The organism is Sphingomonas sp. (assembly GCF_039595165.1).
Lineage (GTDB): Bacteria > Pseudomonadota > Alphaproteobacteria > Sphingomonadales > Sphingomonadaceae > Sphingomonas.
In genome coordinates, this window is sequence record NZ_JBCNMA010000180.1 from 1 (window position 1) to 5,192 (window position 5,192).

General features: G+C 67.7%; 3 protein-coding genes and 1 pseudogene. All 4 read left to right on the top strand.

Annotated features, from left to right (window positions below; translation table 11 throughout):
- Positions 1 to 1,087: pseudogene (locus ABDV68_RS18210) on the top strand (acetoacetate--CoA ligase); the annotation flags it as partial.
- Complete coding sequence (locus ABDV68_RS18215) at positions 1,084 to 1,950, top strand: 3-hydroxyacyl-CoA dehydrogenase family protein (protein ID WP_343521513.1); 867 nt, start codon at positions 1,084 to 1,086, stop codon at positions 1,948 to 1,950. The pseudogene ABDV68_RS18210 and the gene ABDV68_RS18215, both read left to right, overlap by 4 nt.
- Before the next feature lie 5 nt (positions 1,951 to 1,955).
- A complete protein-coding gene (locus tag ABDV68_RS18220) occupies positions 1,956 to 3,269 on the top strand; it encodes an MFS transporter (protein WP_343521514.1) in 1,314 nt (437 codons plus the stop codon).
- Between the two features lie 40 nt (positions 3,270 to 3,309).
- The gene (locus ABDV68_RS18225) at positions 3,310 to 5,007 is read left to right on the top strand and encodes a tannase/feruloyl esterase family alpha/beta hydrolase (protein WP_343521515.1); all 1,698 of its coding nucleotides are present in this window, start codon (positions 3,310 to 3,312) and stop codon (positions 5,005 to 5,007) included.
- Positions 5,008 to 5,192: the final 185 nt, after the last annotated feature.

The following is a 5,192-nucleotide window of genomic DNA, read 5'->3' on the forward strand; positions in this document are numbered from 1 at the left end:
GGTGATGTGGAACATCCAGGTCGGCGGGCTGCTCAGCGGCACGACCATCTGCCTGTTCGACGGCTCGCCGAGCGGCACCAAGGCCGATCCCGACTGGACGCGGCTATGGGATTTCGCGGCCCGCAGCGGCGTCACCTGGTTCGGGGCCGGCGCGGCCTTCTTTGCCAGCTGCCGCAAGGCGGGGGTCGAGATCGGAGAAATTGCGGGGCTCGATCGCATCCGCGCGCTCGGCAGCACCGGATCGCCCCTGCCGCCCGACGTGCAGCGCTGGGGCACGGCACAATTCGCAGCGCTGGGCCGGCCCGATATCTGGTGGTGCAATGTCAGCGGCGGCACCGAGATCGCCGCCGCCTTCATGGCCGGAAACCCCGAACTGCCCGACACGCCGGGCCGGCTGCAATGCCGTCACCTGGGCGCGGCGATCGAGGCGTGGGACGAACAGGGCAGCCCGGTGATCGACGAGGTCGGCGAGCTGGTCTGCACGCGGCCCTTCCCCAGCATGCCGCTCTATTTCTGGGGCGATGCGGACGGCAGCCGGTACCGCGAATCCTATTTCGGCGAGTGGCCGGGCGTCTGGCGGCACGGCGACTGGCTGACCATCGGCGACGACGGCAGCTGTACGATTTCGGGCCGCAGCGACGCGACGATCAACCGGCATGGCGTGCGCATGGGCACCGCCGAAATCTATGCTGCCGTCGAACGCCTGCCGCAGATCGCCGACACGATGATCATCGATGTCGAAGGTGAGGCTGGCGGCAGCCAGCTGATCATGTTCGTCGTGCCGGCCAAGGGCCAAGATGTCGACGCCGCCCTCGAAGCGGCGATCGCGACCGCCATCCGCACCAGCCTGTCGCCGCGCTTCGTGCCCGATCGCCTGATCGCCGCGCCGGGCATCCCGCGTACCTTGTCGGGCAAGAAGCAGGAACTGCCGATCAAGCGACTGTTCGCCGGATGGCCCGTCGCCAGGGTGGTCAGCGCCGACGCGACCGCCACGCCCGAAGTCCTGCCCTGGTACATCGAACAGGCGCGGCTCTGGCGAGGCGGCATGATGACCGGCGCCGATCGGCATGCGGAACCGGCATCATGAAGGCGGGCGTCGTCGGCGCGGGGCTGATGGGGGCGGAGATCGCTTTGGTCTTCGCACTCGCCGGGCACGAGGTCCTGCTGCACGACCGCAGCGAGGCGACGCTGGCCTGCGCGATCGACCGGCTGCGCGGCATTCTCGACAAGGGCGTGTCACGGCAATTCCACACCCCGGAAACGGCGAGCGCCGCACTGGCGCGGATCCGGCCGGTCTCCACCCTCGACGCCATGGCCGATTGCGCGATGGTGACCGAGGCGGTCTTTGAATCGATCGACGCGAAGGCCGCCGTGCTGCGCGCGCTCGACACGGCATGTCGGCCCGGCTGCATCCTCGCGTCGAACACGTCGACCTTGCCGATCTCGACGCTCGCGGCGGTCATGGCGCCGGACCGGCGCGCGCGCTTCCTCGGCACGCACTATTTCTCGCCCGTCTCGCGCATGAAGCTGGTCGAGGTGATCCCCGGCTTCGCGACCGACGCCGCGGTCGCGGACGAGGTGACGACCGTGCTCGCCAGCATCGGCAAGCAGCCGGTGCGGATCAAGGACGTGGCAGGCTTTGCCGTGAACCGGATGCTGCACGCTTTGCTGATCGAGGCGGTCAAGCTGGTCGAGGAAGGCGTCGCGACGCCCGCCGACCTGGATGCGGCGTGCCGCCTGGGCCTTGGCCACCCCGTCGGCCCTTTCGCGATGATGGACATCGTCACGTCGGATCTGTGCCTGCAGGTGCAGGAAATCCTGCATGATGCCTATGGCGAGCGGTTCCGTCCGCCCGCCCTGCTCAAGCAGCGTGTCGCGGCCGGGCTTGGCGGCGGCAAGGGCCGCGCGGGCTGGATCGAAGCAACACAGAACGGTCAGGAAGGGATGTAAGGCCGATGGCGACCAACCGAGCGCCGACTGCGCATGGGCCTGCACAATCCGGCCCGGCCGGCAACCGCGGCTTCGTGCTGGCCATGCTGTGCTTCGTCTATGTGCTCAATTTCCTCGATCGGCAGCTGGTCTCGATCCTGGCCAAGCCGATCCAGGACGGGCTGCAGATCACTGACAGCCAGCTTGGCTACATCACCGGCTTCTATTTCGCGCTGTTCTACTGCTTCATCGCGATTCCGGTCGGCTGGCTGGCCGACCGGACGAACCGGACGAAGATCCTCTCGCTCGCCTGCGGTCTGTGGAGCGGCGCGACCATCGCATGCGGCATGGCGGGCAATTACGGCCAGCTCGCGGTCGCCCGCATGGCGGTCGGCATCGGGGAGGCGGGCGGCGTGCCGCCCTCCTATGCCATCATCTCCGATACCTTCCCGCGCGAACAGCGCGGCACCGCGATGGGCATCTTCAATCTCGGCCCGCCGATCGGCTCCGCGCTCGGCGTCGCCTTCGGCGCATCGCTTGCCGCGGCCTTTGACTGGCGAGTGCCCTTCTACGTCGTCGGCGCGATCGGCGTGCTCACCGCCGTCTTCGTCTATTTCCTGGTGCCCGAGCCGGTGCGGGGCCGCTTCGATCCGGCGCCGGCCCCCGCGTCGACAGGCAAACCGGGGCCGGGTTTCCTCCAGGCGATCACCGGCTTCTTCGGCAACAAGGTGCTGGCGGTCGCGGCGCTCGCCAGCGGCGCCGCCAATTTCATCACCTATGGCCTCAGCAACTTCGCCACGCTGTTCCTGATGCGCGAGAAGGGCATGGCCCTGGACGAGGTCGCCATCTGGTATGCGCTCGCGGTCGGCCTCGGCATGGGCACGGGAATCTTCGTCTCCGGCAAGCTGATCGACCGCTTCGCCGTGCGGAACAAGGCGGCCTATGCCCTTATCCCCGCGCTGTCGCTGCTGCTCGCCTTGCCCTTCTTCCTCGGTTTCGCCGCAGCGGAGCGGTGGGAGGTCGCGCTGGCGTTGCTGTTCGTCCCGCTGTTCCTCAACTCCTTCTTCCTTCCCGCGACGGTGACCTTCGTCCAAGGCGAGGTGGCGCCGGGCGCACGCGTGATTTCCGGCGCGCTGCTGCTGCTCGTCATGAACCTCGTCGGCCTCGGCCTCGGTCCGACCTTCGTCGGCATGGCGAGCGATTTCTTCCGCCCCGGCTATGGCGAGCATTCGCTGCAAATGGCCTTCTATGCGCTGGCGCCGATGTATCTCATCGCCGCCTTGCTGTTCCTGTGGCTCGCCCGGCTGATCAAGCGGTCCTCGCCGGGTGACGTCGCATGAGCTTGTCTGAAACGACCGTGTCGGACCAATGGAGAGAATCATGAAGCGCGGGCACTGCATTGCCATTCTCGCGGCCGCGATCGGCTGGACGGCCCCGGGCGTCGCACTGGCGCAGGGCCGGGATCCCGCGGACGCCGCCGCCCGCTGTACCGCGCTCGCCCGGCTAAAGCTGCCGGATACGGCCATCGCCAGCGCGACGCTGGTCCCGGCCAAGCCGGACGAGGCGACGATCACGGGCGACGTGCCGGGCTATCGCAGCTTCTGCCGCGTCGTCGCGCGCGTGCGGTCCGAGCCCGGCTCGGACATCGGCCTTGAGCTGTGGCTGCCGGCGCAGGGCTGGACCGGCGTGTTCCACGGCAATGGCAGCGGCGGCTTCGCCGGCACCTTCGTGCTCGGCTATTCCGGGATGGTCGAAGGGCTGCGGCGCGGCTTCGCCACCGCGACCACCGATGCCGGCACCGCGCCCGCCACGCCGCTGGAGGGCGACGCCCTGATCGGCCAGCCGCGCAAGTGGCGCGACTGGGGCCGGCTTTCCACCCATGCGATGACGAAGACCGGCAAGGCGATCACCAGGGCGTTTTACGGAGAGGAGGCCAGGCGCTCTTATTATACCGGCTGTTCGACCGGCGGGCAGATGGGGTTGATCGAGGCGCTCTACTATCCGGATGATTATGACGGCATCCTGGTCGGCGCGCCGGTCATGAACCGCACCTGGGGCCATGCCGCTGTCCTCTGGAACTATGCGACGGCGAACCGGGCGCCCGGGCGCCTGCTGTCGGAGGCGAAGCTCAAGCTGCTGAACAAGGCTGCCATCGCGACGTGCTGGCGGCAGGGGCATGGGCTCGCGGGCGACCCGTTCATCTCGGATCCGATGCGTTGCAGCTTCGATCCGAAAATCCTCCAGTGCCAGGGCGCGCCGTCCGAAAGCTGTCTGACCCAAGGCGAGGTCGAGACCGCACAGGCCTTTTATTCCGGGCCGATCGATCGGAACGGCAAGCCGTCCTATTTCGGCTGGCTGCCGGGCAGCGAGATGCCCGACACGTTCGGCTGGTCCTTCCTGCAAAAGCCGATCAACGATCAGCCGCCCTTCAGTGCGCTGTTCAAATGGGTCTTCGGCGCCGGCTGGGACTGGAAGGGTTTCGACTTCGATCGTGACATGCCGGCGGTCGACACGCTGCTGGACGGGATCGTCAACGACGCGACGCGCGGTAGCCTCGCAGCGTTCGCCGCACGCGGCGGCAAGCTGATCGTCTATCACGGCCTTGCCGATACGCTCGTCGCGCCGGGCCAGTCGGTCGCCTTCTTCGATCGCCAGGCAGCCCAGATCGGCGGTACGGCCAGGCTTGCTGACAGCGCGCGCCTGTTCCTCGCGCCGGGCATGATGCATTGCGGTGGCGGCACCGGCCCGGATGCGTTCAATACGACGCTCGGCATCCCGCCGCGGCCGCCCTCCGAAGATGCGCGGCACGACCTGTTCTCCGCGCTGATCGCCTGGGCCGACCGCGGCGAGGCGCCCGACCGCATCGTTGCGACCAAGTTTTCAACCGATGAAGCGGGCAGGATCGCCATGCAACGGCCGCTCTGCCCATATCCCAAGCAGGCAGTATACCAAGGCACCGGATCGACCCGCGCGGCGAGCAATTTCCGGTGTGAAACACTGCCCCTCCGGAATGAGACGCGTAGCGGCGATTCAAAGGCCGCAATCCCAGCAATGGCGGAAGACTTGCCAGGCAGATGATTCGGCCCGGGTGCGCTGTCCGGCGGATTCACCTCGTCGGCGCCAAACCGGGTTGCTGACCGGGTTGCTGAACTCAAGACGAATCATTTTTAAAGAATCAGTGGCTCATGGCGGAGCGGGAGGGATTCGAACCCTCGATACGGTTTTGCCGTATACTCACTTTCCAGGCGAGCGCCTTCGACCAC